The organism is Chitinophaga parva, assembly GCF_003071345.1.
Lineage (GTDB): Bacteria > Bacteroidota > Bacteroidia > Chitinophagales > Chitinophagaceae > Chitinophaga > Chitinophaga parva.
On the sequence record NZ_QCYK01000004.1, the window covers coordinates 1 to 25571 of the forward strand.

The following is a 25571-nucleotide window of genomic DNA, read 5'->3' on the forward strand; positions in this document are numbered from 1 at the left end:
GTACCGGCCGCCAGTGGCCTTCCTTGAGGAACGTCTTCAGGGCTACGCCCTTCCGACGTTCCTCAAGGACCAAAGATTTGAATGGAAAGATTTAGTTTTGAATGTTACTAACTGAGGGAAGCTTTCAGGATAACGCTAAACTAGGGGTATCAATTTCATATATACCTGGACAGTATAGCCTGGTAACTTTTACGGTGCGTCGCATACAATAGCAATCTAAATGCGTCCGGTGTGGAGTATCTTAATCAATGCAGATATCGCCAAGATAAAAGAAAACGGTCATGGAGAAAAATGGCTACAATTGGAAAGTGTATTGCGGAGTTAGTGAACCTGAAAATGGTATGTCAAAATGCTGCTGCAAGGGCTAACATTTATTGTTAAAAGCGATATTCATAATCTTTCCTATTTCAAAGGGCGGCATAGAACGCTCGCAGCGAATTACTCTTTGCCCATATTTGTCAAACTCCCAAAAAAAGGCCCATCGTTTCCGATGAGCCTTTTTCAATATCACGAAGCGTCCGCTTCAAAACTGTACCCGGGATGGGAGTTGAACCCACACTCCCATTGCTGGGAACGGGATTTTAAGTCCCGCGTGTCTACCGATTCCACCACCCGGGTAGACCACAAACAAAAATTCCAAACCGCCTGCGCAATTTGGAATCTGTTCTTGGAGCGGAAGACCGGGCTCGAACCGGCCACCCCGACCTTGGCAAGGTCGTGCTCTACCAAATGAGCTACTTCCGCTTATGAATAAGAACTGGCCAACGGCGTTTTTTCGTTGGGATGGCAAAGATAGGAATTGTTTCTATAAAACAAAAAGTTTTCTGGAAAATATCAGGTTCATCCTTGCCATCCCGCTACCACAGGGAGTTCTGTTTAATTGATCTGTAGCAAGACTCACAGTCCCGGCAATCCTTCCCCTTTACTTCGCTAACTCATAACCATACTTCACCATCCCCAATAATTCCTTCTGTTTCCCATAACAGGTCTCCTTCAGCGGCAACCCATTCTCCTGGTATTGATACTGCCACCGCGTATAGTCTCCCGTCTCCGCATTCACAGTGGTCATCTGCAGCAGGCGGCCCCTGTCATCATACTCAAACATATAATCAGGCAGCATACGCTTGCGCACCGCATTGTACCGCAGCACAGCGCTCAGGTGCCCCGCGCTGTCGTAGTCATAATAGATCCGCCCCGTGTGCACGCCTTTGCCCACTTCCTGCTCTTCGGTCACCTGCAGCTTATCATTGGTTTTGAAGATGATCAACGTAGTATCAGCAGGATTGGCACTGCGCTGGCGCAGCATGTTCAGCAGGCGCCCGGAACTGTCGTACCGTGCAGTGCGTGCTTCCGCCATGCGGAAGTGCTGTACGGTAGAAACAGACGTGGACTGGATGCTGGTCAGTTGTGCCTTGTCGTTGTAGTGGTATTGCAGCACGGTGGTGCTGGCCTCTGTACTGTCCACCACTTTACTGAGCAGGCCTTTGGTGTTGAACGAGGAAACCGTTACAGCCCGGCCGGTAGCGCGGCTTTTGGTCACCGCGGTCATCTGCCGGTAACTGGGCTCAATGACCCGTTCACAAATAAAGTCATTATCGGACGACAGGTCTGCGTCCATGCTTTGCACGGTCTGCTTTTGCACCTTGGCCGTCTTCAGCAGGGCCATATTGGCGTTTGCCTGCTGGTTGGCATAAATGTCCTGGTAAAAGTACTGGGCATGCGCCATGCTGCTAAAGCCACAGGCGGCCAGTACGGAGAGAAAAAGTTGCTTGAGGGATGGTTTCATATGCGATGCAAATATAACGTTTGCCCGCATTGCTTATTGCCCGGAACGGCTCGGGGCAGCCGGTGTTGTCACTCATATTTGAAAATTTCAAATAGGAATTATCCCGGCTGCATCTTATTTTTAGCACTCAAACCAGGATCTAACCACCCAAAAATCTACTGCATTGAGTAAAGACCTCCGGCATGAGAAAAACTGCCTGAACTGCGGCCATGAAGTGCCCGAGCGGTTCTGCACCCACTGTGGCCAGGAAAATACCCCCGCCCATGAACCTTTCAGCCACCTTTTAAAACACTTCGTGGCAGACGTGGTGCACTATGATTCCAAGTTTCACACGTCCATCACCTACCTGCTGTTCCGCCCCGGGCGCCTTACCAAAGAATACCTGGCCGGGAAAAGGGTCAGCTACATTCACCCCATCCGCCTTTACATCTTCGTTTCGTTCGTGTTCTTTTTCACGGCCTTTGCCATCAACAAGCACGAGGAAGTGGAAGAGGAAAAGACCACGGAGCACGCCATTTTGCAGACCGCTACAGATACGCTCTCCCATGTGCTGAAAGGGGTGCAACTGGATAGTGAAGGTGGAAAACCCGGTACCAGCGCGGCGGATTACGCCCGCCGCATCACCCATACCACGCTGGATAGCACCTTTGCCAGCCGCAGTGACAGCACCGGCTGGGAGCAATTTCACAGCGTGGCGGCCTATGACTCCGCCCAGAAAACCCTGCCAGACAGTCTCCGCGACGGCAGGGGAGAACGCTGGCTCTACCGCCGCCTCATCTACCTGCGCCATAAATACAATAACGCCAATTACCAGGAGATCTTCATGGAAATGATCCAGCATGACGGGCCCAAAGTGATGTTCCTGCTGCTGCCGCTCTTTGCCCTGCTCATGAAGGCCATGTACAACTGGAAGCGCTGGTTCTACGCAGACCATGCCATTTTCAGCATCCATGTACATAGTTTCTGGTTCATTCTTTTCCTGGTGGTGCTCATCCTGGGCCGGGTGTTCAATACGGATGCCTTTAACGGCTGGGGATGGATGCTGGGCTTCTTTTACCTGATGGCGGCCATGCGCAATACCTATAGCCAGGGCTGGGGCAAGAGCTTTATCAAGGCCAGCGTGATCTCCGTGGCCTATTGCTGTTCTGTGCTGATCGTGTTTTTATTGTTCCTGTTGCTGGCATTTGCAGTTATTCTGTAAATTAGGGTATGACACCGGAACATCTTATCGTACACCAGCAGCCGGCGCCCCACGTAGCGCACGTACAACTGCACCGGCCCAAGGAACTCAATGCCCTTAACCTGGAGCTGATGGGCGAGCTGCGGGACGTGCTCCGCCAGCTGGACGCTGATGACCAGGTGCGTGCTATCGTCATCAGCGGCGATGAAAAAGCATTCGCCGCAGGCGCAGATATTAAGCAGATGGCGGATAAAACGGCCATCGACATGTATAACATAGACCAGTTCAGCACGTGGGACACCATCCGCCGCATCAAAAAGCCCCTCATCGCCGCGGTGAGCGGCTTTGCACTGGGCGGCGGCTGTGAGCTCACCATGCTGTGCGACCTGATCATCGCCAGTGAAACGGCCCGCTTCGGGCAGCCGGAGATCAAGTTGGGCATCATGCCCGGCGCCGGCGGTACCCAGCGCCTTACCCGCGCGGTAGGCAAAGCCCTGGCCATGGAAATGGTGCTGACCGGCCGCCTGCTCACCGCGGAAGAAGCCTTCCAGGCTGGCCTTATCAATAAGATAGTACCCGTACCGCTCTATCTCCAGGAAGCCGTTAAGATGGCGGCCACCATTGCCTCCATGAGCCCCCTGGCGGTGCGCATGGCCAAAGAAGCGGTGCTCAAATCGTTTGATACCACCCTCGACGAAGGATTGCAGTTTGAAAGAAAGAACTTTTACCTGCTGTTTGCCACCGAAGATCAAAAGGAAGGAATGCAGGCCTTTGTTGAAAAAAGAAAACCTGTTTTTAAAGGGCGTTAACGATCTTTGCGGTAGTTGAAAACCTTATTTTACCGGCTGGTTCCCAGCGCCGGTTACATCACTTGCTATGAGCGTTAGAACGATTTTATTCCTGGGCGCCGCACTGCTGGCCTTTCCCGCCTGCGGATCGCTTACCAGCCCATCCCCCAAGACCACCCTGGCTGCAGAAGGGGTACACCCCACGGTAGATTCCATGGTGCTCTCTGAAGATACCGTGGTAGTAGTGCCGCTCACTTCCTGGAGCGCCTTTGAGCGCTTTGAAGGGCGTTATGCGTATGATGTGCACCTCATCAACCAGGAACCCCTGCACGCCCGTCTCCAGCGCCTCCTGGGCACCCGCGCGGAAACCTTCACAGAACGCTACCAGGTAATGCCCCCCATCGATATTGACAACCAGGTGCTCTTCAACGAAGGCTGCATGCCCCACAATTGCCTCCAGGACGAAGCCGCACTGGCCATAGACATGCGCCGCGATATCGTATACGTGGGCATTGCGGACAACAAACGGGTAAGCCTGTACGGAGAAAATGGTGACACCATTTACCCCGCAAGACTGCTGGCGTGGAAACAGAAATTCGTGACCCGGTGATCGTATAGCCGTTAACGGTGTTGCAATACATCAAAGCGGCGCATCGTATGAAATGATGCGCCGCTTTGATCTATAAACGGTCAAAAAAAACCGCTAACGATTATCCGTTAACCTGTTAGTTGAATTTCTTTCGCAGTTCATCCAGCTTGGACTGGAAATCATTGACCGGTCCGGGTTTCGCAGCTTTCTTCTGGTTGCTTTGCTGCGGGCGGTTGTCGCGCTGCTCGCGGCGGGCGGCCGGTGCTACGGGCTCATTTTCTTTCATGGAAAGGGAAATGCGTTTGCGGGCCGGGTCCACTTCCAGCACCGTTACCGTTACCTTTTGGTTCAGTTTTACCACGTCATTCGGGTTGCTCACATAGCGGTTGGAAAGGTGGGAAATATGCACCAGGCCATCCTGTTTTACGCCCACGTCCACGAAGGCACCAAAGGCCGTGATGTTGGTCACCACACCAGGCAGTGTCATACCCACTTTCAGGTCTTCCATGGATTTTACGCCTTCGGCATATTCAAAGATGGAGATCTCATCGCGCGGGTCACGGCTGGGTTTATCCAGCTCTTTCATGATATCTTCCAGTGTGAGCAGGCCCACTTCTTCGCTGACGTATTCTTTCAGGTTCAGGTTTTTGCGCAGGTCTTCCTTGGCCATCAGGTCGGCCACGGTGGTGTGCTGCTTGCTGGCCATTTGTTCTACCAGTTTGTAACGCTCGGGGTGCACAGCAGAATTGTCCAGCGGGTTGTCTCCGCCTTCAATGCGGAGGAAGCCCGCGCACTGCTCAAATGCCTTTTCACCCAGGCGGGGCACTTTCCTCAGCTCCAGGCGGTTGCGGAAGGCGCCGTTCTCCCTGCGGAACTTCACAATGTTTTCTGCCAATGAAGGCCCCAGGCCGGAAACATACGCCAGCAGGTGTTTTGAGGCCGTGTTCAGGTTCACGCCCACATTGTTCACACAACTTACTACCACGCGGTCCAGGCTTTGTTTCAGTTGTCCCTGGTTTACATCGTGCTGGTACTGGCCCACGCCAATGGCTTTGGGGTCAATTTTTACCAGCTCGGCCAGCGGGTCAATGAGGCGGCGGCCAATGGATACGGCCCCGCGCACGGTCACGTCGTGGTCCGGGAATTCCTCGCGGGCCACTTCCGATGCGGAGTACACGGAGGCGCCGCTTTCATTCACCATGAATACGTTCACCTTCTTACCAAAATCTATTTTCTTGATAAATTCTTCTGTTTCGCGGCCCGCGGTACCATTGCCCACCGCGATGGCGGCAATGTCGTGGCGGTCTACCCACTTGCGCAGCAGGTGCTCTGCATCATCGCGCTTGTAGTTCTTTTCCAGGGGGTAGATCACGTCATTTTCCTGCATATTGCCCTGCTCATCCAGCGCCACTACCTTACAACCGGTACGGTAGCCGGGATCCACGGCTATTACGGCTTTGGGGCCCAGGGGCGCAGCCAGCAACAACTGGCGCAGGTTTTCTGCAAATACGTCGATCGCTTCCACATCGGCTCTTTCCTTGGCATTGGAGCGGAACTCGTTTTCCAAGGAGGGGCGCAGCAGGCGTTTGTAAGCATCCGTACCGGCTTTGGCCACCTGCTCGCCTGCGGCATTCTTCGCGGTTACAAACTGTTTGTTGATGATCTCGATCGCGTCTTCTTCCTGCGGTGCAATGGTGCCGTACAGGAAGCCTTCCGCCTCTCCGCGCAGGATGGCCAGCACGCGGTGGGAGGGGATCTCCATCAGGTTTTCGTTGAAGTCAAAATAATCTTTGTACTTGATGGCTTCCGCTTCTTTGCCTTCAATTACCCTCGAGGTAAAGGTGGCGGTATGGGTGAAGAGCTTCCGCATTTTATCGCGCAGCTCCGCGTTTTCGTTGATCTTTTCCGCAATAATATCGCGGGCGCCCTTCAGGGCATCGTCAATGGTGAGCACCTGTTCATTCAGGAAAGGCTTGGCCAGCGCTTCCAGGTCGCCATCCTGCTGGTCAAAGAGGGTAGTGGCCAGCGGCTCCAGTCCCTTTTCAATGGCAATAGTGGCGCGGGTTTTGCGCTTGGGCTTGTACGGCAGGTAAATATCTTCCAGTTCGGCCAGTACCCAGGTGTTTTCCAACTTGGATTCCAGTTCCGGGGTCAGTTTACCCTGCTCGCCAATGGTCTTGATGATAAAGTTGCGGCGCTCGTCAATTTCTTCGTAGCGTTTTTTGAGGTCTTCGATACGGCCTATCTGCACCTCATCCAGGCTGCCGGTTACCTCTTTGCGGTAACGGCTGATGAAGGGAACGGTAGACCCTTCCGCCAGCAGGTTCATGGTATTTTCGGCCTGCCGGGCGCTGATGCCCAGTTCAGATGAGATGAGTGCAATGTGTTTGCTGTTCATAAATTTTTACCCTTTTTGACACCGGCAACTCCCGCAGACCGGGAGGGCCTAAGGCCGCAAAAGTAAGTAAAATGGGACGTACGGCATAAAAAGAAATTAATATTTTTCATATGGATGGGGAATGGGTTATAACCCAATGCCAGCGCGGGTTTTAGCCCGGCCTTTGCTGCCCCGGCCGTTTTCCTTATTTTTACCAAATGCAACAACCGGCACCCTTCGACAGACTACTGCAAATCATGGACGATCTCCGGGAAAAATGCCCCTGGGACCGTAAACAAACCCTGCAATCTTTACGGCAACTCACCATCGAGGAAATGTATGAGCTTACAGACGCCATCTCCGAACAGGACTGGCCCAATATCCGCGAGGAACTGGGCGATGTGCTCCTCCACCTGGTGTTCTACGCAAAGATCGCCAGTGAGCAGCAGCAGTTCAATATGACAGACGTGATCAATGGCATTTGTGAAAAGCTCATCGTCCGCCATCCCCACATCTACGGCGATGTGAAGGCCGATACGGATGAAGAAGTAAAGCGCAACTGGGAAAAGATCAAACTGAAAGAAGGCAAAAAATCTGTGCTCGCCGGTGTACCGGCTTCCCTGCCAGCCCTGGTAAAGTCCATGCGCCTGCAGGAAAAATCCAAACAGGTAGGCTTCGAGTGGGACAATACCGAACAGGTGTACGCCAAGCTGGAAGAAGAGCTGCATGAGCTGAAAGATGCTGTAGCCGCAGGTATCCAGGACGGGATAGAAGACGAACTGGGTGATGTGCTTTTTTCCCTGGTGAACTACGCCCGCTTCATTAACGTAGACGCTGAAAATGCGCTCGAACGTACCAACAAGAAATTTATCCGCCGCTTCCAGCAGATAGAAAACCTCGCCGCAGAGAAAGGCACCACGCTGTCTGAAATGTCGCTGGATGCCATGAACGCCCTGTGGGATGAAGTAAAACGTACAGAAAAAGCAAGCCGGCCCTAACGCATGGATGAGATCAAAGATATACGCCTCTTTGTGCTGCGCCATGGTTATCTGCTGATCATGGCCGCCTGGCTGTTTACGCTGGCCTTTTTGTTCAACAACTACTGGTCCTACTACTCCTCGCCCCAGGGCGTGAAACGTAGCCTGGAAGAGAGCATACAGGAACGGGAACAGGCCTTTTACAGGATGACGCAGGACAAGCAGCTGGTGCAGCAACTGTTTGACCGTACTTACAACGCCCAGACCCTGGAGAACCTTACCCGTAAAGACTTTTACGTGTATGCTTATGAAGGCAACGGCGTAGATAAATGGGAAACCTTCTGGAGCAATAACTCCGTGCAGCCGGCGGATATTACACCGCCCATGCTGGATGGTGTGCGCTTTGAAAAACTGAAGAATGGCTACTACGAGGTCATTTACAAAAGTGTGAGCCTTGCGCCCAAAAAACGCTTCCTTATCGGCCTCATTCCCGTAAAGCTGGAATATGCCATCAGCAACAATTACCTCGTAGATCACTTTTATGATAAACCTGCGCTGGGCAAGGAATACACGATAGACAGCCAGGGCCCCGGCCTGGCGGTGGAAAATAGCGGGCATAAGATGCTGTTCTACCTGCGCTACACGGAGCGGCTCAGCAGCCACCCGGTAAATGTGATCAGCGTAGTGCTCAAAGTGCTGGGCTGCATCTGCGTACTGGTGTTCATCAACCTCTTTGCCGCCATGATCGTGATGCGCTGGAAAGCCTGGTGGGGCTTTGCTTTCCTGGCCGTGGCCGTGGTCTTCATGCGGGCCGTCAGTTACGTGTATGACTTCCCTTTTAACCTGCGTGCACTCCATCTTTTTACCCCCCTGATCTACGCCAGGGATGAAGTGTTCCGCTCCCTGGGCGACCTGCTGCTCAATGTGCTGCTCTGCTTCTGGCTCATCCTGTTTTTCCGGGAGCACCTTAAAACCCTGAAGCCGCCCCGCCTGGCGCGTAAGTGGCAATGTTATCTGCTGATCGCGCTTTCCTGCTTTTTGCTGTATGGGGTGGGGCAGTTCCTTACCTCGCTGATAGAAAGCCTGGTGATAGATTCCCGCATTTCCTTTGATGTTACCAATTCGCTTTCGCTCAATGAATACAGCGTTGTAGGCTTTATTGTATTAGGGTTCATTGCATTTAGTTTCCTGTTCTTTTCACAGGTGATCAACTATTTCATGAACGAGCTCACCGCTTACCAGGTGCGCACCAAATACCTGTTCCTGTCCTGCATAGGCGTAGTGTGGCTGGCATTCAATCTCAATGATCCGGAACTGGGCTTCTACATCGTGCTGGTATTCTGGCTGGTAGCTTATGTGTTCCTGCTCGATACCTTTGAATACCGTTTTGAGAGCAGCATTGCCTCCGTGCCTTTCCTGTTCTGGCTTTTCCTGCTTACCATCACTACCTCCGCGGTGCTGGTGTACTACAACAGCAACAAGGAGATCACCATCCGCGAGAGCATTGCCAAAGACCTTTCCAAACAAAAAGATCCTTACCTGGAAATGCTCCTGGGCGACGTAGGGCAGAAACTGGAACAGGAAGAACTGATCACCACTTTCTTTGACAATGCTACCCGCGAAGGCAAGCGGGAGCTGCTCAATAACCTGCGGGAAAAATATTTTTCCGGCTACCTGAAGCGCTTCAACGTAAATTTTTATACCTACGATGGCAATGGCGACCCGCTTTTTAACGGGGATACCATGACCCTGAGCGTCTTTAACCGGGATGTGCTGCTCAATGCCGATAACTCCCTGCAGGTAAGCGGCAACGACCTGTATTTTTACGAGCGCAGTTTCAATGACTACAGTTATATTGGTAAAAAAGAATTTGCCAACGGCTACCTGGTCTACGAACTAACACCAGCCGTGGTGAATGTGGAACGCCTGTACCCCGAGTTGCTGCTGGAAGGGGAGAGCGATGCCGGGATGGAGAACACCAGCAACTACTCTTACGCGGTTTATGACAAGGGCAACCTGGTGGCTAACTACAACGATTACCCGTTCCCGTTACACCTCAATACCGCTGACATCACCATTGGCCTCAGTAAACTGGAAACCAGGAAAGGCTATTCCCTTCTGTATTTCCGGGCCACCAAGGATAAGTCTGTAGTGCTGGTGAAAGAGCAGCGTAACTTTATCGAGTTCATCACCCTCTTTGCCTGGATGTTCTGCCTGTTCCTGCTTATCATCCTGGTGTACAAAGTGCTGGACCTGCTCATCCGCGCGCGCATGCGCATTGGCAATTTGAAGCAGCTGGTCAATATCAACATCCGCCGCCAGGTGCACGGGACCATCATTGCAGTGGTAGTGCTGGCTTTCCTGGTATTGGGCGCCACCACGATCCTGTTCTTCATCAGCCGCTCCAAAAAGGAAAACCGGGAGCGCCTGGCAAAGAGCATCAACGACGTATCCCGCGATGTGGAAAAGGCATTCAACAACCAGCGCATGATGGATAATGTGGATGATCTTTACAGCCCCATTTTCCAGGCCCAGCAAAGCCAGGCCATGAGCAATATTGCGGAAGAGCGCGGGCTGGATATCAATGTATATGATCACGACGGTAACCTGCAGTTCACCACGCAGCCGCTCATGACGGAGAAAGGGCTGCTGTCCCGCAAAATGAATCCCAAGGCCTATTTCCAGCTGTTCAGGGAAAATGAAGTGTTGTATATCCAGGATGAGCAGATCGGCAAGATGAGCTATCTTTCCGGTTATGTACCGCTGCGCAATAACGGCGAAGTATACGCCTACCTGAATGTGCCTTACTTTGCCACGGAAACGGAACTGAAGCAGCAGATCTCCGACTTCCTGGTGGCGCTGATCAACTTCAACGCGTTCATCTTCCTGCTGGCGGGTATCCTGGCCTTGCTGATCACCAACTCCATTACCCGCTCTTTCTCCCTGGTAACAGAAAAGCTGAAGCAATTCAACCTGGGGCAGCGTAATGATGAAATTGAGTGGACCAAGGACGATGAAATAGGCCTGCTGGTGAAGGAATACAACAAGATGGTGCGCAAGCTGGAAGTAAGTGCCGCGCTGCTGGCCAAGAGTGAAAGGGAGGGCGCCTGGCGCGAAATGGCAAGGCAGGTGGCGCACGAGATCAAGAACCCGCTTACGCCCATGAAGCTGAGTATACAGTACCTGCAAAGGGCCATTGCCAGCGATGCGGCGAATGTAAAGGACCTCTCTGCCAACGTAGCGCGTACCCTGGTAGAGCAGATAGAGCATTTGTCTAACATTGCCAGCGATTTCTCCGCGTTTGCACACATCGGGGAGTCCAATAATGAGCGGCTGCTGCTGCAGGAAGTGCTCAAAAGCCTGGCCTCCCTGTACCAAAGCCTCCCGGAGGGGGATGTGATCTTCATGCAGCCGGACCGGGAGTACTACATCTTTGCGGATAAAACGCAGATGAACCGCGTGTTCACCAACCTGCTGCAAAACGCCATGCAGGCCATCCCGGAAGGCAGGAAAGGCGCCATTTACATCCAGGTGCAGCCCTCCGGCCAGCATAATGTTACGGTGAGCATCCGCGACAATGGCATGGGTATTCCCCCGGAAGTGCAGGCGAAGATCTTTGTGCCGAACTTCACCACGAAATCATCGGGTACGGGTTTGGGGCTGGCCATGTGTAAGAACATCGTGGAGCAGGCGAGGGGACATATCTGGTTTGAGACCATGCCAGGGGTAGGAACGGTATTTTTTGTGGAGTTGCCGCTGGTAGAGTAGGGGGGCGTAGATCAGCACTGCGCCCCAGGGCAGGTCTTTTGCGATACAATACCTGGTCCGGGTAATTATATTTACAGGAAAGCCGCTAAAGTATATGTCTTCAAACGGGGCAGATCCTTGTTTTTTTAATGAAACAGGCGGAAATTAAACAGTTTAGGGCCCGCCTAAAACGTCTTCTGCAAAAACACCAGATCCAGCCACCTCCCAAATTTATACCCCACTTCCGGCATTCTCCCCACTTCCACAAACCCGTACTTCTTATGAAACGCAATACTACTTTCATTGGCCGCATCGATCCCCGCTACCATGGTATGCATGCCCTGCTCCTGCGCCAGCCGCAGTAACTCCTCCAGCAGCAGCTTTCCAATGCCCATACCGCGGTGCTCCGTGTCCATGTAAATAGAATGTTCCACGCAGTACTGGTATCCTATCTTCGGCCGGAAACGCCCATAGCTGCCAAAGCCCACTGCCTTGCCATTTACATCCGCTACCACAACCGGCATACCGGTAGCCAGCTTATCCTGCCACCAGGCCTCGTGGGCTTCCGGCGTGCGGGGATCATAGTCGTAAATAGCAGTGCTGTTGAGAATAGCCTCGTTCACGATGTCGAGGATGGCCGGCAGGTCGGCGGGAGTGGCGGGACGGATAAGGGTGGGCATAAAACAGGTAGTTGTGAAATGTAGTGAATACAAGTGCACTGAAAACGAAAAACGTTCACCCCGCGATGCAGGATGAACGTTTTGGCGCAGGCATTACACCTGATAGTTATTTGGCAATAAAGCTTTCTTTGATCTTATCGAGCAATTTGGACTCTAGCATTTTCTGCGCCACCACGATCATGTTCATGAACGCGCGTTGGCCGGAAATGCCGTGGCCAATGATCACTGGTTCGGAAACGCCTAGTACAGGGGTACCGCCATAGTATTCAAAATCGAAACGGTCGATGTAATCATCCTTGATACCGCGTTTTACCGCCACTTCGTGGAATGATTCGGCCATTTTCAAAACTACGTTGCCGGTAAATCCTTCGCATACGATCACATCAGCCTTGTCGGTGAATACATCCCTTCCTTCCACATTGCCGGCAAAATTAATGCGTGGCTCGTCTTTCAGCAGGGGATAAGTGGCTTGCGCCAGCAGGTTACCCTTGCCTTCTTCTTCACCAATGTTGAGTAACCCTACTTTCGGGTTTTCCGTACCCAGGATATGCTTGGCGTACAAAGAACCCAGGATACCAAACTGCACGAGGTTTTCCGGCTTACAGTCTGCATTCAGACCTACATCCAGGAGCAACCCGTAACCGCCGGCTTCGCGGGGTACCATGGTGGCAATCGTAGGGCGTTGAACCCCCTCGATGGACTTGATGGAATAAAAAGTACCGACCATCATCGCACCGGTGTTCCCGGCACTGATAAATGCGTCGATCTTCTTATGCTGCAACAGGTAAAAGCCGATCGCAATCGAAGACTGCTGCTTTTCCTTTAATGCTTTGGTAGGATGTTCATTCATCCCAATTACTTGAGACGAATGAACGACAGTGTATCTTGATGTGTCCAGCTGAGCTTCTTCCAGTAAAGGTTTCAGGGCTGTTTCGTCGCCGATCAGCACCAAATGGGCATCAGATGTAACAGTATCGAAAAATAATTTTACTCCCTTAACGGCTTCCCCGGGTGCATAATCGCCACCCATCATATCAAGTCCGATTCTCATGTAACTTGTGAGTTTTTTTGCTGGGTCCGGGTAAAATTAGTCAAATTATTTCTCGGCGCTCTGTTTTTCCAGGACTACTTTTCCTTTGTAGTACAACTTGTTCTCTACCCAGTGAGCACGGTGTCTAACGTGCATTTCGCCGGTTGCGCTGTCAGTGCTCAGTGTGTCAGCAAAAGCCTTATAGTGCGTTCTTCTCTTGGCTGAACGTTGCTGAGAGTGTCTGCGTTTCGGATTTGGCATTGTATTTAAGTTTTAAAATTGTGCGTAATTAATTGTTCTTGAATTTATCCAATCCTTTCCAGATCGGGTTACTTTTCTCTTCTTCCTGCTGGCTCATTTTAGCGAGCATTGCTAACACCTCCGGATCACAGCCTGGCCTTCCGTCCGGTAAGTCCGGGTGAATATGCTGCATCGGGATACTCAGATTGATGAACTCATAAATCCAGTCCGCCACATTTACATGCGATTCGGTCCTGGCAATGTACGCTACATCCGGATCTTCGTCGTTGCTCATTTCTTCGGGATTGTCCACCAGCTTCACGACCAGGTGGAAATCATCCCACAGCCGCAACTCAAACGGAGCCCCGCAACGGTCACAGTCTACCATCGCCTTGCCACCTATCTCAAACTTCAGCATGAAAAAACTTGCCTTCTTGTCGAATTGAAGTTTTACTGTAGCCTGGCAATCCCGAAAGTCCTGTTCACCGTAATTTTCAAAGAAACTATCCGTAATTTGGTACTCAAATGAGTGCACTCCAGGTGTTAAGCCCACAAAGGGGATGTCAAATTCGCGGAGTGGTTTCATAATTAAGTCCTCACTTTTAGAGGGATGCAAAGGTAGTTAAATATTTTCAAAAGCAAAAATTTCCTGGTTTTGAAGAGCACCTCCCCCAGATTTATATATCTTTTTTCTAAAAATATATGATATTTGACAGACTTTAACTGCTAGGTAAACAATCGCTTAGCTTGCCCCTGCCCAACTATCCATTTTCCTGAAAATGCCAGACCGGTCAGTGAGCATTCCAAGCAGCACCCAAAAACCAGGCAATTATCAATCCGGGAGCACAGCCGTGCTCTTATTTTCACCCTGACACAATGAAATTAATCAGAAAAAATGGAAGGAAAAAACCTATGCCCGGCGAAACCGCCGACATGGAAGTGCCTGCCATTTTTTCCCTTCCCATAGCCACCTACCTCCATAATACCAACGCAGGTATCATGGTCACTGATGAGACCCACCGCCTTATCTGGCTCAATGACGTGATCCTGGAACGTACCGCCGTAGGCTCCGCCGCCGCCCTGCTGCACCTTCCCTTTGACGCCGTGGTCATGCACTACTGCCTCCAGGTATCACAACCAGTGGCCTTTGCCCACCGCATGCAGGAGCTCATTAACCAGAAGAAGCCCCACATCGGGTGGGAGATCGCCTTCCGCGAGGGGCAATACCGTGAACTGAGCTACATTCCCATCTTCGAGGAAGGGGTGTTCCGGGGCAGCATATGGGAAGTGATAGATGTAACCAAGCACCACCTGCTGCAGGAAGAGATCCTCCACAACGAGCGGAAGTTCCAGGTAGTACTGGACAATCTCAACGCCGCCCTCTGCGAAACAGACCTGGAAGGCAATATCACCCGGGTGTTTGAAGGCTTTTGCCGTATGAGCCGGATGACGGAGGACCAATTGATCGGCAGGAACCTGATCGACCTGTTTGTACCGGAAGAAAAGCAGGGCTACGCCCGCATGCTGCGCCAGCGCCGCCAGGAAAATAACATGCCCCTGCTCTACGAAATGGAGATCGTGATACCCGGTGGGGAACGCCGCTGGGTACTGGCCAGCGCTGCCAATATCCATGACCGGGACCAGGTAACCACCGGGAGCATGAGCATTTACATGGACATTACGCCCCAGAAACGCCTCCAGCGGGCACTGGAGCAGGCCCGGGAAAGTGCGGAACAGGCCCGGCGTAACCAAAAGGAGTTCCTGACCAATATCAGCCACGAGATCCGCAATCCCCTCACAGCCATCATCGGCATTTCCTATCTCCTGGAAAACACGGAGCTGACCGCCGAACAACAGGAATATGTGGGGATCCTTAAATTATCGTCCGATTTTCTCCTGGAACTGGTAGGCAACCTGCTGGACCTGTCTAAAATAGAAGCCGGCAAGCTGGAAGTTCAGCAGCGGGAATTTAACCCCGTGGCGCTGATCAAATCCCTCCAGGACACCTTCCGGCTCAAGATGGGCAAGCGCCCCATCAGCCTCACCGTAGACATAGACCCTGCCCTGAGCACCTGGCTGCTGGGGGACGATCTCTTGTTAAAACAGATCTTACTGAACCTGCTCTCCAACGCGGAAAAATTCACAACGGAAGGAGAGATCGCCATCAAGGTAAAGGCCCTGGAAGTAACGGACGGCAAGCGCTGGGTCAGCTTCCAGGTATGCGATACCGGCATTGGCATAGACCAGGAACAGCGGGCTGCCGTGTTTGAAGAATACCGGCAGGCACCCCGCCCCGGCCACGAACGCTATAACGGCACCGGCCTGGGCCTGGCAATTGTAAAACAACTGGTGGAACTGCAGGGCGGCCGTATTTTTGTGGAAGAAATACCGTTTTACCAGACCTGCTTCAGTTTTTCCCTGCCCTTTACGGATACTGGCCGCTCCATAGACCAGCGCCGCCGTACGGCAGCCCATCCCAGCCGGCCCATGCCCAACGTGCGCTTTGAAGAAGCTTACGTGCTGGTGGTGGAAGACAATATCATGAACCGCAAGTACATCTCCGGGCTGCTGCACCGGGCCGGCCTGCATTTCCAGCTCGCGGCCAACGGGCAGGATGCCCTGCACCTGTTGCAGCACCGGCAGTTTGACCTTATATTAATGGACCTGCGCATGCCGGGCCTGGATGGCTTTGAACTGGCCACCATGGTACGGGCAGACGAGTCCCAACCCAACGCAGCCACACCTATTGTAGCCGTAACCGCCAGCGCTATGGAAGACATGGCAGACCAGGCGCGCATGGCAGGCATCAATGATGTGTTATCAAAACCATATACCCCGGAACAACTGATCCGGGTACTGCAGAAATTCCTTAACGAAGACGAAACAGCCCTTATGGAAACGCCTAACATCAACGGTTATCAGTTCCAACCCACTTTGGACACCAAGTTCCTCAACGCCCTGTATGAAAATAACCTGGGCTATGCCTCAGATCTTTTCGAGGTATTTGTGCGTACCATCCAGGATGAAATGGGGAAGATCAGATTGTTGCTGGAAAGTAAGGATTGGGAAGCCATGGGGTTCCAGGTGCATAAGCTGAAGCCCAATTTCTCCATGGTGGGGCTTACCGGCATTGCCGCCAAAATGCAGACCCTGGAAAATTACCTGAAAAGCAGCCAGCTGGAGCAGCATCTGCCCGAGATCCCCGGCCTGTTCTCCGAAGTGGAAGCCGCCCTGCACACCAACATGCCTGTTGTAGAGGAAGAATTAAAAAACATGCGCGCCTTTGAAGAAGCCACCAGCAAAGGAAGTTAAGTGGAATAACCGCCGTCAGAACTCGTTCAGCACTTCCTTGATGTCACTAAAATAACTGCCGCCAAATATCACATAATGCACCAGCAGTGGGTAGAGCTGGCACACGCCAATGCGGGACTGCCAGCCATGGGAGAGGGGAAATACCGCCTGGTATGCATAATGGAAGCGGGTATCAAAACCGCCAAAAAGCCTGGTCATGGCCAGGTCCATCTCCCGGTGGCCATAGTACACGGCGGGGTCGTAAATACAGGCTTTGCCATTGTTACCCACCATAAAATTGCCCGACCACAGGTCCCCGTGGATCAGGGATGGCGGCTCTGAAGGAAAAATGTCCGGCAGCCGTTTGCTCAGCAGTTCCAGTTGTTTTACGGTTTCCTTATCCATCTTTTGCTGGTCGTAGGCCTCGCGGGCCAGGGGCAGCAGGCGGTTCATGGCATAGAACACCGGCCAGGAACTGTAGGCCGTGTTATACTGTTTCAGGTTGCCGATATAGTTGGAGGTATGATAACCGAAATTAGGCTGGCTGTGCCGGTGCAGCTGTGCCAGGGAGGCGGCAAAGTTTTCCCAGAAATCGCTGACCAGGCGGCCTTTTTCAATCAGCTCTGTGACCAGGAACGCGTGGGGGCCGGCGGTGCCGTACAGGATGGGTTGGGGTACTTTGATGGCGCCGGTGCGGGCCAGCGTTTGCAGGCCGTCGTATTCTTTGGCAAACATGCCCGGGTATTTCTGGGCATTGTTCATTTTCAGGAACCACTGGCCTTCGTTACTTTCAATACGGTACGTGTCATTGATATCGCCGCCGGCAATGCTCACTGTACGATTAATCTGTATTTTCACACCCAGCTGCCGGGATAAGGCAGTGCCCAGGTTAGTCAGTAACGTTTCATCCATCATATTGCTCAGCGGATTATGGAATTAAAAGCGAAAATAAACAGGCAATTGTACAGCATTGCATCCGTGATCATAGTGTTGCTCCTGCTAAAATTGGCCTTTGAAAGTGCCTCGTTCTCCCATTTCTATTTTCATAGGTGGTATCCGTGGGTCAGCAGCATCTTTCGTTCCGCCTTAGGGATTGTAAAAATAAGTGTTGGCGATGTAATTTACAGCGTCTGGGTCATTACAGGATTTATTTTTCTGTTGAAGCTCCTGCATAAATTATTTACCGGCCAGTGGGCGCGTCTTTTTTACATGTTGCTCAAAGGCGTGAGAACCTTACTGGGACTGTATTTGGGCTTCCTGCTCTTATGGGGCTACAATTATAACCGTGATGCCGTTGCGGAAAACCTCCACCTCAAAAGTGGTGAGTATTCCACCCATGCACTGCAAGCCCTTGCGGATACACTGTTACACCAGGTGAATACGCTGCGCCCTGCCCTGGGCGACACCTTTGCCCTGCAATTTTCCATCCCTGACGATTCCCTTTTTACAGCCGGGCGCAATGCCTATGCCCGTGCGGCAGACAACCAGCCGGCCCTGCGGCATGAGCACCTGTCGGTAAAGGCAACCCTGTTTGGCCACTGGCTCAACTACACCGGGGTGGCCGGTTATCTCAATCCATTCACCGCCGAGGCCCAGGTGAATACCACCGTGCCCGGTTTCGTGCTACCGTTCAATGTATGTCATGAAATGGCCCACCAGCTGGGCTATGCACGGGAAGAGGAGGCTAACTTCATTGGTTTCCTGGCTGCCAGCCACAGTACAGACCTGCGTTTCCGCTATGGCGCCCATTATGAAATGCTGCTGTACACCATCAGCCAGCTGGCCCGCAGCAATGATACCCTGGCAAAGGCCACTTGGCAACAGGCCTATGCCGGCGTACGCAATGATTACCGCGCCGTAAAGGCCTTCTACAAGCCTTACCGCGGTGCGGCAGACGCCTCTTTCAGCTTTCTTTTCGACCGTTACCTCAAAGCCAATAACCAGCAGCAGGGCATTGACAGCTACGATGATGTAGTGGGATGGTTGCTGGCGTATTATAAGATCTCCTAGTTCATCATCAGCACATTCACGCTGCGCTGCAGGATGTTGAACGCTATTTCAGCCATGAGGTTCTCCCGGTCCAGGGTGGGGTTTACTTCCGTGATCTCGAAGCAGCAGATCTTGCGGTGCTGCATGAATTTGGAAATGAGATCTTCCGCTTCCCGCTCCCGCAGGCCGTTGCTCACAGGGGTGCCGGTGCCGCGGCTGATAGATGCATCCAGGCTGTCCACATCAAAGGAAACGTAGATGTAATCACAATCGCTGAGGTAACGGAATACGCTGCGCGATACAGCTTCCGCACCTTTGCGCCTTACCTCGCTGGTGGTGATCACTTTCATGCCGTATTTACGGATGAGGTAGTCTTCTTCTTTTTCGTAATCCCGCAGGGAGATAAATACCACGTCTTCCGGCAGCACCTTGGGAGAGATATTGCCAATGTTCTTCAGCTTTTCCCACCACTGCACCGTGTTTTCATCCAGCTCGTGATTTTTACAATCCTGGTTATCTTCCGCGATGGCGGTGGCCAGGGGCATGCCATGCAGGTTGCCGGAGGGGGTGGTGTAAGGCGTATGGAGATCGGCGTGTGCGTCTATCCAGATCACGCCCAGTTTTGCATCCGGGTGGGCCATTTTGAGGCCCGCAATGGTGGCGCCGGCGTTACTGTGATCGCCGGAAAGTACCACGGGAAACCAGTTGGATTTTACCGTATCGTACACGCTTTTGCTGATGCGCTCGTACATGGTGTATACGCCTTTCACTCTTTTGGCGTAAGGGGATTCTATGGGCTCAAACAGCAGCCGGTTCTCTGTTTCAATGGATTCTGAGGGAAAATGCACAAAGAAATTACTCATGAAGTCCAGCGCCGCGATCTTGATGGCTTCCACGCCCAGGCTAGCGCCCCGGGTGCCGGCCCCGATCTCCGATTTCACTTCAATTATCTTAATATTCTTCATAATACCAGCAAACTAGTGTATTTACCCGAACCTCCCGGGCCGCATGGCTGCAAATGGTTTTGCATTCCCCTGGAAAAACCAGATAAAATCCAAAGAGGGATGAAGATTGTAAAACTATATTCAACATTTTCCGGCAAACAATGGATAAGCTGTAATTCTGTGCAGCCGCCTTTTTTAGGTGCGTATTTAAAGGTATTATTGTAACAACAGCACCAAAACACGTTATAAAAAATGAATTACCAGTTAACGGAGGAACACCTGATGATCCGCAAGGCAGCCCGCGATTTTGCGGTGAATGAACTGCTGCCCGGCGTTATAGAAAGGGATGAACACCAGAAATTTCCGGCTGCACAGATCCAGCAACTCGGCCAGCTCGGTTTTATGGGTATGATGGTAAGCCCCAAGTATGGCGGCGCAGGCCTTGATACCATTTCCTACACCATTGCCATGGAGGAGATCTCCAAAATAGATGCATCCGTATCCGTGTGTATGAGCGTGAACAATTCCCTGGTTTGCTGGGGGCTGGAAGCCTTTGGCACGGAAGAACAAAAACAAAAATACCTGGTGCCCCTGGCCACGGGCCAGATCATTGGCGCTTTCCTGCTCAGTGAGCCGGAAGCCGGCAGCGACGCCACTTCCCAGCGCACCATCGCAGCAGATAAAGGGGACCATTACCTGCTCAATGGTACCAAGAACTGGATCACCAACGGCAACTCCGCCAGCGTATACCTGGTGATAGCCCAGACCCACGTGGAAAAGGGCAGCAAAGGCATCAACGTATTTATCGTGGAAAAGAGCTCTCCCGGCATTACCGTGGGGGCCAAGGAAAATAAACTGGGCATCCGCGGCAGCGATACCCACAGCATCATGTTCCAGGATGTGAAGGTGCCCAAGGAAAACCGCATTGGCGAAGACGGCTTCGGGTTTAAATTTGCGATGAAAACATTGGCCGGGGGCCGTATTGGTATTGCCTCCCAGGCCCTGGGCATTGCCGCCGGCGCGTATGAGCTGGCACTGAACTATTCCAAGCAACGCAAAGCGTTTGGCAAGGAGATCAGCCAGCACCAGGCCATCCAGTTCAAGCTGGCCGATATGGCTACCCAGATAGAAGCAGCCCGCCTGCTGGTGCACAAGGCTGCCTGGGAAAAAGACCAGCACCTGGATTATACATTGAGCGGCTCCATGGCCAAGGTATTTGCATCAGAAACTGCCATGGCCGTAACAGTGGAAGCCGTGCAGATCCACGGTGGCTACGGTTATGTAAAGGAATACCACGTAGAACGCCTCATGCGCGACGCCAAGATCACCCAGATCTATGAAGGCACTTCCGAAGTGCAGCGCATCGTGATCAGCCGTTCCATTTTAGCATAGGTTTTTCATTAGTGGTCAATAAACAGTAAAAGGGCAGCCGGTACTCCGCGCTGTCCTTTTCATTTGTTACTTTCGCGCCATGTCTATCAATCTTCCCGCGTACCAGCACGTGCTGGAGCAGCTGCAGCCCTACGGCGCCCGCCTGGTGGCAGTGTCTAAAATAAAGCCGGTGGCCGATATCCAGGCGCTGTACGACGCCGGCCAGCGCGCCTTTGGTGAGAATTATGTGCAGGAGCTCGTGGAAAAGCAGCCCCAGCTCCCGGCGGATGTGCAGTGGCATTTCATTGGCCACCTGCAAAGCAATAAGGTGAAATACATGGCGGCGTTTGTGAGCGTCATCCACACGGTGGACAGCCTCAAGCTGCTGCAGGAAATACAAAAACAGGCCGCCAAACACCAGCGGGTGATAGACTGCCTGCTGCAGGTGCACATTGCCCGGGAGGAAACCAAATTTGGCCTGGACGAAACGGAGCTTTTCCAACTACTGGCGGATGCAAAAGCTGCCGCCTTTACCCATGTGCGCATTACAGGCCTTATGGGCATGGCTACCAATACGGATGATGAAGCCCAGGTGATACGCGAGTTCCGCCAGTTGAAAACCCTGCAGGAAAAAGCAAAGGCCGCTTATTTTGCAGACGCGGATCATTTCAAAGAACTGTCCATGGGCATGAGCGGCGATTATCCCCTGGCCCTGGAAGCCGGCAGCACCCTGGTGCGCATCGGCAGCCTCCTGTTTGGCGCCAGGAAATAGTTGTCCATCCGTCCCGGTTAGATTCCTTTTGTCTACTTATTTAGTAGGATTTCCCTGCTGAATCCGTAATTTTGTCCGCAGCACTTTTGATCACAGGGTGCGCGGACCTTTTTTTTATCATTAACACGCTTACATGAAACGTATGCTTTTGATCCTTGCCTGCTTTTCCGGCCTTACCAGCCAGGCAGGTAATGGAGGGCCTCTTTCCAACGGTATCTGGCAGGGCCGCCTGCACCGTACGGATGGGGTAGACATTGTGTTCAACTTTGAAGTAAAAGACAGCGCTGCACGCAAGGTGATCTACATCCGCAATGCCGGGGATCGCCTGCTGGTAGACGATATTACCGTAAGCGGCGATTCCGTGAACTTCCGGATGCCCTTCTTCGATTCTGAATTTAAAACTGCCCTGCAGCCGGATGGCCGCCTGGAAGGCCAATGGATCCGCCACCTGCCGGAGCGGGATATGATCTTCCCGTTCACCGCGCTACCCAAAGTGAGCACCCGTTTTTCCACCGCCAAGGCGCCCACCCGCAACGTAACCGGCCGCTGGGCCACTTATTTTGTGAGCCCGAAGGACACCTCCTTTGCCGTAGGCGAATTTAAACAAACCGGCAGCCAAGTGACCGGCACCTTCCTGACCCCCACGGGTGATTACCGCTTCCTGGAGGGCACCGTGAGTGGTGATACCCTGCGCCTCAGCACCTTTGACGGCTCCCATGCTTACGTGTTCCAGGCCACCATCACGGGCGGCCATTCCCTGCGGAACGGCGTGTTCTACGCAGGCCTGAGCAACAAGGAAGACTGGTACGCCCATAAAGATCCCAAGGCTGCATTGCCGGCGGAAACCGCGCTGGCAGGCATGAAACCGGGACAAAAGCAACTGGATTTCTCTTTCCCGGACCTGGACGGCAAAACCGTATCCATCAAGGACCCAGCCTACCGGGGCAAGGTAGTGATCGTAACCCTGCTGGGCTCCTGGTGCCCCAACTGTATGGACGAAAATGCCTACCTCTCCAGGTGGTATGAAGAAAATAAGAAACGCGGCGTAGAGATCATAGGCCTGGCTTATGAGCGCACCACAGACCCGGTGAAGTCCAGGCAGGCATTGCAGCCTTTCATTCACCGCTTTGGCATTACCTACCCCATCCTGCTCACCGGCGCTACACCCGGCGATCCGCAGAAAGGAGAGAAGACCCTGCCCCAGCTTACGGGGATAAAAGGCTTTCCCACCACGATCTTCATTGGCCGGAATGGGGATGTTAAAGAAGTACACACTGGCTTCTCCGGCCCAGGTACCGGTGAGCATTACGAGACCTTCAAAAAAGAATTCAACGAACTGGTGGACCAACTGCTGCAACAGCCTGTTGCCGCGGCATACTAAAATAACCACCCTGCACGTTTTTTTATAGATCCTCCCGCCCCGCGTGGGAGGATTTTCATTTTAAGACTATTTGTAATATATTTAAGCTGCATTTACCCTTTCCATGAAGAGATTTGTGTTATTCCTGTTGTGCGGGAGCCTGGCCGCCTGCCAGCAAACCACACCGGGGGCCACCCGTACCATTAAAAGCGTGAACATAGATATGGCCAAACTGCCCGCCTGTGTACAGTCGTATCCCGCTGTACTGGACGCAGCAGGCCCGGTGTTTGGCGATTCCGTGAAACATGCAGATACCGGTGAGAAGCCGGTGGAAGGCATCACAGACCCGCTGGACATTAGACCTTTTACCGGCGTGCCAAAAGTGAAAGGCAACTGCCTTACCGGCGTGGCCACAGACGAAGCCCAGTACCGGCGCAATACCTTTGTGCTGGCCGGCAGCGGCCGGGTGATGCAGCTGAAAGCGGGCCACCAGGTAGTGTTCCTCCGTGCGGTGGATAAGGAACCGGACAACTTTTTTGAATGGTGGTTCAAAGGGCATGGATACCAGGTGCACGTGAAAATGCTGCACCGCCAGGACAGCCAGGAAGGCACGTTTTTGTTTGACGGGTATATGGACATAAGCTACGGCGGGGAGCACATCGTGGTGCCGGTGTATGGCGGGGGCGGATGCTAACGGGCGGAAAAAATCAACATAAAAGTAGGCGCTGCTGCAGATGTGATGTATCTTGCTCTTCCGGACCCATGTTCGGCTGTGAGCAAAATTATCCGTTTAACTATGCGCAAATTTGCATTCGTTTTCGCCCTGGGCACGCTGGTGATGCTGGCCTGTAACTCTTCCAACAATAAAAACAGCGGCAATGCCGGTGACAGTACCGATGCCACCATTGCAGATACTGCCCTTGCCGGCATGAACAGGACGGCTACGGCCAACGACAGCCTGGCTGCCAATGCCCTGCCCAGCGTAATGCCCGATATAGACACTTCCGACGCGCCCATTGCCGCCCTGGCAAATCTTACCACCGTGAAACTGGACAAGATCCACGGCATCCCTGATTTTATCCAGGGTTGCAGCGATGGATCTGCGGAAACGGAGCAGGATTTTGAAACAGAGCATTACATTTTCGTGAGCGACGGCCAGTCCGTGGGCATGCTGATAATCAACGGGGTGCGGGTGTACCTGCGCGCAGACCTGGCCCACAGCAGCGAAGATGATAACAACGTGGCGTACGTAGGACATGGATTCCGGGTGCACATTGTACTGAGCAACCAGCAATCGCATGAAGCGTCTGACAGCTTTACTTACCAGGGCACGCTGGAGGTGCTGAAGGATGGTAAGTCTGTGTATAAGACCAGGATCTGGGGCGGGGGCGCCTGTTAATACGGGGCTCCACGTTGCGGGATCAGCTGGCAAAGCATGCTATTTACCTATGAATAATTGTAACCCTTTGACAGCAGCCAACGCCGGTCACTGATTGCAATTCCCGCGCAGATGAATATATTTGCAAACCCTATGTGTAAACTAAGTATCAGGCATTTAGCCATTACCTGCCTACTGCTCACCACCCTCACGGCCTGCCATACACGCTCTAACAAGCGGCTCAATGAAACGGCCCTGCAGGATAGCTGGTACGCCCTGCAGCTGCAATGGAAAGTGAAGACGATGACCCAGTATGAGTACATTGCCCGCAACGGCGAAAAACCAGGCTCCTACTACCGCAAAGACGTATTCAATTTCAATACAGACGGCTATCTCAGCGAAAATCTCATCTACTTCAACCAGGGCGCCTACCGCGACCTGAAACAGGTATCGCTCTACCTGCGCCAGGAATATGAATACGACGACCGCGAAAACCTGGTGGAAAAGAAAGCCTATGCCGGCGACGGCCACCTGAACTACAGTGAACGTTTTGTGTACGATGACCACAACAGCCTTACCCGCCAGACCGGCGTGAATGGCGGTGGCATAGACACCTTCCGCATCAGCTACCAGAATAAATACAACACCGGTGGCCAGATCACGGAGCGCCGCACCTTTGCAGGGCATCCCGCAAAAGCCGTATCCAAAGAGCTTTACACCTACAACGCCAACGGCAACCTGGCCTCCGAAAAGAAATACGCCAGCGATCCGGTAAAGAAAAATTTCTACCTGCTCAATAGCACCGCCTCCACTTACAATGGCGACTGGCTGCTCATCAAACAAGTAAAAAAAGACGCCACCGCCGGCACAGAAACCACCCTCACATACGACCTGAAAGGCAATGTGCTCAAGAGCCTCGTAAAAGACGACGCCGGCAACATCGACAACGAAGCGACCGACGTGATCACCTACGAGTTTGATAAAAAAGGCAACTGGACCTCCAAAACAGTGGCCGATGCCAATGGCAACATGAAAGCATATTACAAGCGGGAGCTGGTGTATTTTTAGAAAG

General features: G+C 52.6%; 21 protein-coding genes and 2 tRNA genes. 13 read left to right on the top strand and 10 right to left on the bottom strand.

What is annotated here, in order from left to right; genetic code table 11:
* Nucleotides 1-532: 532 nt before the first annotated feature.
* From DCC81_RS24000 to DCC81_RS24010, 3 genes are all read right to left on the bottom strand, one after another.
* Nucleotides 533-618: transfer RNA gene (locus tag DCC81_RS24000), tRNA-Leu, on the bottom strand.
* A gap of 50 nt (nucleotides 619-668) precedes the next feature.
* Nucleotides 669-744: transfer RNA gene (locus DCC81_RS24005), tRNA-Gly, on the bottom strand.
* Nucleotides 745-922: 178 nt separating this feature from the next.
* Nucleotides 923-1786, bottom strand: coding sequence for a hypothetical protein (locus DCC81_RS24010; RefSeq protein ID WP_108689311.1), 864 nt, complete (start codon nucleotides 1784-1786; stop codon nucleotides 923-925).
* Nucleotides 1787-1949: 163 nt separating this feature from the next.
* On the opposite strand from DCC81_RS24010, the gene DCC81_RS24015 reads away from it, so the two are divergent.
* From DCC81_RS24015 to DCC81_RS24025, 3 genes are all read left to right on the top strand, one after another.
* Complete coding sequence (locus tag DCC81_RS24015; RefSeq protein WP_108689312.1) at nucleotides 1950-2987, top strand: DUF3667 domain-containing protein; 1038 nt, start codon at nucleotides 1950-1952, stop codon at nucleotides 2985-2987.
* A gap of 8 nt (nucleotides 2988-2995) precedes the next feature.
* A complete protein-coding gene (locus DCC81_RS24020; RefSeq protein ID WP_108689313.1) occupies nucleotides 2996-3775 on the top strand; it encodes an enoyl-CoA hydratase-related protein in 780 nt (259 codons plus the stop codon).
* Between the two features lie 67 nt (nucleotides 3776-3842).
* Nucleotides 3843-4364 carry a hypothetical protein gene (locus tag DCC81_RS24025; protein ID WP_108689314.1) on the top strand — a complete coding sequence of 174 codons (522 nt, stop codon included), beginning with the start codon at nucleotides 3843-3845 and terminating at the stop codon, nucleotides 4362-4364.
* Nucleotides 4365-4479: 115 nt separating this feature from the next.
* On the opposite strand, the gene DCC81_RS24030 is transcribed toward DCC81_RS24025, so the two are convergent.
* The gene (locus DCC81_RS24030; protein WP_108689315.1) at nucleotides 4480-6741 is read right to left on the bottom strand and encodes a Tex family protein; all 2262 of its coding nucleotides are present in this window, start codon (nucleotides 6739-6741) and stop codon (nucleotides 4480-4482) included.
* A gap of 197 nt (nucleotides 6742-6938) precedes the next feature.
* Here DCC81_RS24030 and mazG point away from each other — a divergent pair, with 197 nt between their 5' ends.
* Together mazG and DCC81_RS24040 are read left to right on the top strand one after the other, a co-directional pair.
* Entirely contained in the window at nucleotides 6939-7718 is a 780-nt protein-coding gene (mazG, locus tag DCC81_RS24035; RefSeq protein WP_108689316.1) for a nucleoside triphosphate pyrophosphohydrolase, read from the top strand.
* A gap of 3 nt (nucleotides 7719-7721) precedes the next feature.
* A complete protein-coding gene (locus DCC81_RS24040; RefSeq protein WP_108689317.1) occupies nucleotides 7722-11465 on the top strand; it encodes a sensor histidine kinase in 3744 nt (1247 codons plus the stop codon).
* Nucleotides 11466-11629: 164 nt separating this feature from the next.
* Here the strand turns inward: DCC81_RS24040 and DCC81_RS24045 are convergent, their stop codons facing one another.
* The 4 genes from DCC81_RS24045 to DCC81_RS24060 all read right to left on the bottom strand — a co-directional run bounded on the left by DCC81_RS24045 (nucleotide 11630) and on the right by DCC81_RS24060 (nucleotide 13980).
* Nucleotides 11630-12124 carry a GNAT family N-acetyltransferase gene (locus DCC81_RS24045; protein ID WP_108689318.1) on the bottom strand — a complete coding sequence of 165 codons (495 nt, stop codon included), beginning with the start codon at nucleotides 12122-12124 and terminating at the stop codon, nucleotides 11630-11632.
* Between the two features lie 106 nt (nucleotides 12125-12230).
* Entirely contained in the window at nucleotides 12231-13175 is a 945-nt protein-coding gene (plsX, locus tag DCC81_RS24050) for a phosphate acyltransferase PlsX (protein ID WP_108689319.1), read from the bottom strand.
* A 45-nt stretch (nucleotides 13176-13220) separates the two neighbouring features.
* Complete coding sequence (gene rpmF, locus DCC81_RS24055) at nucleotides 13221-13415, bottom strand: 50S ribosomal protein L32 (protein ID WP_108689320.1); 195 nt, start codon at nucleotides 13413-13415, stop codon at nucleotides 13221-13223.
* A 28-nt stretch (nucleotides 13416-13443) separates the two neighbouring features.
* Entirely contained in the window at nucleotides 13444-13980 is a 537-nt protein-coding gene (locus tag DCC81_RS24060) for a YceD family protein (protein ID WP_108689321.1), read from the bottom strand.
* A 326-nt stretch (nucleotides 13981-14306) separates the two neighbouring features.
* Between DCC81_RS24060 and DCC81_RS24065 the strand changes: the two genes are divergently transcribed.
* The gene (locus tag DCC81_RS24065) at nucleotides 14307-16706 is read left to right on the top strand and encodes a response regulator (protein WP_165806722.1); all 2400 of its coding nucleotides are present in this window, start codon (nucleotides 14307-14309) and stop codon (nucleotides 16704-16706) included.
* 15 nt (nucleotides 16707-16721) lie between these two features.
* Here the strand turns inward: DCC81_RS24065 and DCC81_RS24070 are convergent, their stop codons facing one another.
* Nucleotides 16722-17600 (bottom strand): fructosamine kinase family protein, encoded by an 879-nt coding sequence (locus tag DCC81_RS24070; RefSeq protein ID WP_108689323.1) that lies wholly within the window; start codon nucleotides 17598-17600, stop codon nucleotides 16722-16724.
* Between the two features lie 15 nt (nucleotides 17601-17615).
* Between DCC81_RS24070 and DCC81_RS24075 the strand changes: the two genes are divergently transcribed.
* Nucleotides 17616-18695, top strand: a complete 1080-nt coding sequence (locus DCC81_RS24075) for a DUF3810 domain-containing protein (protein ID WP_108689324.1) — start codon at nucleotides 17616-17618, stop codon at nucleotides 18693-18695.
* Here the strand turns inward: DCC81_RS24075 and DCC81_RS24080 are convergent.
* Nucleotides 18692-19639, bottom strand: a complete 948-nt coding sequence (locus tag DCC81_RS24080) for an arginase (protein WP_205686430.1) — start codon at nucleotides 19637-19639, stop codon at nucleotides 18692-18694. The genes DCC81_RS24075 and DCC81_RS24080 overlap by 4 nt on opposite strands.
* Nucleotides 19640-19870: 231 nt before the next feature.
* On the opposite strand from DCC81_RS24080, the gene DCC81_RS24085 reads away from it, so the two are divergent.
* The 6 genes from DCC81_RS24085 to DCC81_RS24110 all read left to right on the top strand — a co-directional run bounded on the left by DCC81_RS24085 (nucleotide 19871) and on the right by DCC81_RS24110 (nucleotide 25567).
* Entirely contained in the window at nucleotides 19871-21010 is a 1140-nt protein-coding gene (locus tag DCC81_RS24085) for an acyl-CoA dehydrogenase (protein ID WP_108689326.1), read from the top strand.
* Between the two features lie 79 nt (nucleotides 21011-21089).
* A complete protein-coding gene (locus tag DCC81_RS24090; RefSeq protein ID WP_108689327.1) occupies nucleotides 21090-21761 on the top strand; it encodes a YggS family pyridoxal phosphate-dependent enzyme in 672 nt (223 codons plus the stop codon).
* Nucleotides 21762-21894: 133 nt separating this feature from the next.
* Nucleotides 21895-23142: a TlpA disulfide reductase family protein gene (locus DCC81_RS24095; protein ID WP_108689328.1), complete on the top strand. Its 1248-nt coding sequence runs from the start codon at nucleotides 21895-21897 to the stop codon at nucleotides 23140-23142.
* A 103-nt stretch (nucleotides 23143-23245) separates the two neighbouring features.
* Nucleotides 23246-23815 (top strand): hypothetical protein, encoded by a 570-nt coding sequence (locus DCC81_RS24100; RefSeq protein ID WP_108689329.1) that lies wholly within the window; start codon nucleotides 23246-23248, stop codon nucleotides 23813-23815.
* A gap of 102 nt (nucleotides 23816-23917) precedes the next feature.
* Entirely contained in the window at nucleotides 23918-24520 is a 603-nt protein-coding gene (locus tag DCC81_RS24105) for a hypothetical protein (protein ID WP_108689330.1), read from the top strand.
* A 132-nt stretch (nucleotides 24521-24652) separates the two neighbouring features.
* The gene (locus tag DCC81_RS24110) at nucleotides 24653-25567 is read left to right on the top strand and encodes an RHS repeat domain-containing protein (RefSeq protein WP_108689331.1); all 915 of its coding nucleotides are present in this window, start codon (nucleotides 24653-24655) and stop codon (nucleotides 25565-25567) included.
* Nucleotides 25568-25571 lie beyond the last annotated feature (4 nt).